At 41.5% G+C, this 3276-nt stretch carries 3 protein-coding genes; 1 reads left to right on the forward strand and 2 read right to left on the reverse strand.

What is annotated here, in order from left to right; translation table 11 throughout:
* Positions 1 to 1573, forward strand: a 1573-nt coding sequence (locus PLL47_RS14250) for a S8 family peptidase (protein ID WP_324447133.1), incomplete at its 5' end; no start/stop codon positions are given.
* 82 nt (positions 1574 to 1655) lie between these two features.
* Here the strand turns inward: PLL47_RS14250 and PLL47_RS14255 are convergent.
* Together PLL47_RS14255 and PLL47_RS14260 are read right to left on the reverse strand one after the other, a co-directional pair.
* Positions 1656 to 2195: a DUF2284 domain-containing protein gene (locus PLL47_RS14255; RefSeq protein ID WP_324447135.1), complete on the reverse strand. Its 540-nt coding sequence runs from the start codon at positions 2193 to 2195 to the stop codon at positions 1656 to 1658.
* A 661-nt stretch (positions 2196 to 2856) separates the two neighbouring features.
* On the reverse strand, positions 2857 to 3276 hold a 420-nt coding region (locus tag PLL47_RS14260), incomplete at its 5' end, for a hypothetical protein (RefSeq protein ID WP_324447137.1).

Raw genomic sequence — 3276 nt, forward strand, 5'->3', positions numbered from 1 at the left:
TAAAGTAGAAGAAGAGAATCTGACCGCATATGTACGTCTTTTTCCTGGTGCAGATGCAGAAGTTCTGAACTCCTGCTCCAGGGTTGAAGAATGGGATGAAGGTTCAGGTGTCGCTGCCGTTTGTGTTAAACCGGAATTAATTGAAGAGTTATCCTCTCTTGAGGGAGTGTATTCTGTTCAGCCAGCTGTTTCTCCTGTTATTCGAAAAATAGACAGAAAAGAAACAGGGCTTTTCTCTTCAACGGGTTTCTGGCAGCAGGGCGAAGTAACCGGATCCGGAATAAAAATCGGAATAATTTCTGATGGTGTAGAAGATCTATCCGAAGCTGTGAATTCGGGAGCCCTGCCCGAGGGCATACATGTGCTTTCTCCAGGAAATGGAACTGAGGGAACTGTAATACTCGAAATAGTCCACAAGGTATCTCCAGGTGCAGAACTCTACTTCCATAGCGCAGGCAATAATAAGCTAGAATTTAACAGAGCTGTTGATACTCTTATTGCCGAAGGCTGCCAGATTATCTGTGATGATGTTGGATGGCCTGACGAACCTTTCTTCGAAGACGGAATTGTAGCTTCCCATATTAAAGAAGTAATTAAAAGCCAGGATATTCTCTATGTAAGTGCAGCAGGTAATGATGCAGGACGCCATTATCAGGGGATGTTTTTTGACAACGGGTCAGGCTGGCACGATTTCAGTTCAGGAACCAGCTCTTCCAGAAATCTTTACGTGGATGTCCCCTCCGGGGAAAAAGTAACTGTAGTTCTCCAGTGGAATGATTCCTGGAACTGTTCTGAAAACGACTATGATCTTTATTTTTATGACCGCTACAGCGGGGAAGAACTGGCTGCAAGTGAAAAGGTACAGAGTGGCACAGGTACACCTCTTGAATATATCCAGTACACTAACAGGGAAGATTCTGTAAATAATGTAAGCATCTCCGTTAAAAAGAACTGCGGGCAGGATAAGATACTGGAAGTTTACATCTATTCTAACTCTTCTGTAAAAATCTATCCTGATAATCTTGTCGAGGAGGACTCTGTTTTCGGGCACCCTGCCGTCCCGGAGGTTATATGCGTTGGAGCTGTTGATTCGCGAAATCCGGAAAAAACAGGCATAGCATCCTACTCTTCACGCGGTCCTGTAAGCATTTATTATCCTAATTACGAGCTCAGGAACAAAACAGACCTGAGCGGGCCAGGTAATGTGAGAGTTTCAGGCACAAAAGGGGAAGACAGCTTCTTTGCAGGTACAAGCGCTTCTGCTCCTTCTGTTGCAGGGATCGGAGCTCTTGTATGGAGTAAGTACCCTGAGAAGAGCAGCAGTGAAATCCGTGAAATCCTCTGCTGTTCTGCTGAAGATCTTGGAGACCCGGGTTATGACACTGTTTTTGGATATGGTTCGGTGAATAGTGGCACAGTTGACCTTCTTGATAACTTCTATGAAATCCACAGCTTATCATCGGAAATGTCCAGAGTCTCACCTGCGGAAGCAAAAGGAATATTTTCGTTGAAAATTTCCATGCCCCTTGAGCAGATCTGCTCTATGGCAAAGTTATCTGCCGGGAAGAAGTAAAGGAATCCCTCAGATGGAAAGATAACTGATAACCCAAAAGCTTAATTTTCTGTTGCTAGTTCCCACGATCCAGAGAAAGTTTTCACTCTAAAAGCAAAATCCCTACACATGAGGTCTTTTCTGGCTTGCAGAACTCAAGCATGAGCCCTGCTTCTTCCATTGCTTTCTGGATATTTATTCCAACAGCTTCGGGTGCAAAGCGTCTCATTTCAGGATTTACGCATTTTTCAAGGTTACAGATCTCACATTCATTGCAGGAGCCGGGCCTCAGGAGATGAGCAAAGATAAAGCCTTCCCTGAAAGCTTCCTGTTCAAGCTCGAACATTTTATGAAAAGAATCCTTTCTGAGCTCTGACCAGGCTTCAAGAATATCCTGAATCCCTGATGTGTCATATTCGTCTACAAGGAGGAGGGCACTATTATACTCCCTTATTACTTTCCTGAACTCATCAACCGACATAACATAAGGTGGGCAGCTAAGTCTCTTCCCATAGCCTCTGCATCCGTAAGCGCACTTAAGAGCAATCCGGTTCTCAACAGGAATATCCCCCGCTTTCAAAAAATAAGCCTTGATTCCCAATTCTGATGCCTTTTCAATAAGGCTCTCATATTTCCCAGGCATGATAACCCCTTTTAGAAGTCTACTTTGTTCCTGCTTATTTCACTTTTTATTTCCCTTTTAATTTTCTCCCTTCTAATTATTTTTTCTGTTTTAAAAAATAACGGGTTTACAATGCAGTGCCATATAATCTTCATCTTTTTGCAAAATCTGTGTAAAAAATCCAGTAATTCTGCGTACCTGTTTATGAATCCTCAAAAATTCATTACTTTAAGTATAGCTTTACAATTGACTGGATTTTCCTGAAAAGAATCTTCAAGCCAGAATTAATCTTTACTTTAATGAAAAAAGCATGAGCGGACTGAAAAAGTAGATGTATATATCTGGAGTGTATGTCAAACTAGAATTGAAAGCTGTTATTCCTTTCCGAAGATTTTATCTTCTGTTTGAGAACGACGTAAGCCTGATTGATATTCTCAAAAAGTTGCTTGAATTTCTGGAGAAATAGTGATAGTGGTTGTTCTACCACTATCTATGTGAAGATACATGTCAACTGTATTTAATCTGAGATTTGCAGCAGGATTTGACTTCAAAAGTCCTTGCTGATTAAACAATTTTAGTAATTTGACTTTAATAATGACATGAACCTTCATAAAATAAATTACAAGAATTATACCTGTAATATCCTGCTTTCCTTCCTGAGTATGTAAATCCTATTTAGTGTTTAAATCCTTGGTTTCCACGAGCCAGGGATGTACTGTGGTTTAAAGCTGGTCTTCGATGTAGCCTTCTTCTGCTTTGTTCCTTTCCAGGAGCCGGGTATATAGCGAGTTCTGCTCTCTACTTTTGAACCTTCCTTCGTTGCTCTCCAGAGACCGGGAATGTAACGAGGTTTGTAACCAGTTCTTGAAGAAGCCTTTTTCACAGTTGTTCCTTTCCATGATCCTGGAATATATTTGGGCTTACTCTCAAATGGACTCCATAACCCTGGAATATACCTTGGTTTATGCCTGATTTGTGATAATTTCTTTTTCTCTGTTACTCCTTTCCATGAGCCCGGAATATAGCGGGGCTTACTCTCGGATGGTCTCCAGAATCCAGGGATATACCTTGGTTTGTATCTGATTTGCGATATCTTCTTTTG

Origin of the sequence: Methanosarcina sp. (assembly GCF_035390745.1) — an archaeon.
Classification (GTDB): Archaea; Halobacteriota; Methanosarcinia; order Methanosarcinales; family Methanosarcinaceae; genus Methanosarcina.

Bases quoted from the DNA above. Each gene is read 5' to 3' on its own strand.
- PLL47_RS14255 (WP_324447135.1), bottom strand. From the start codon at position 2,195: ATGCCTGGGAAATATGAGAGCCTTATTGAAAAGGCATCAGAATTGGGA.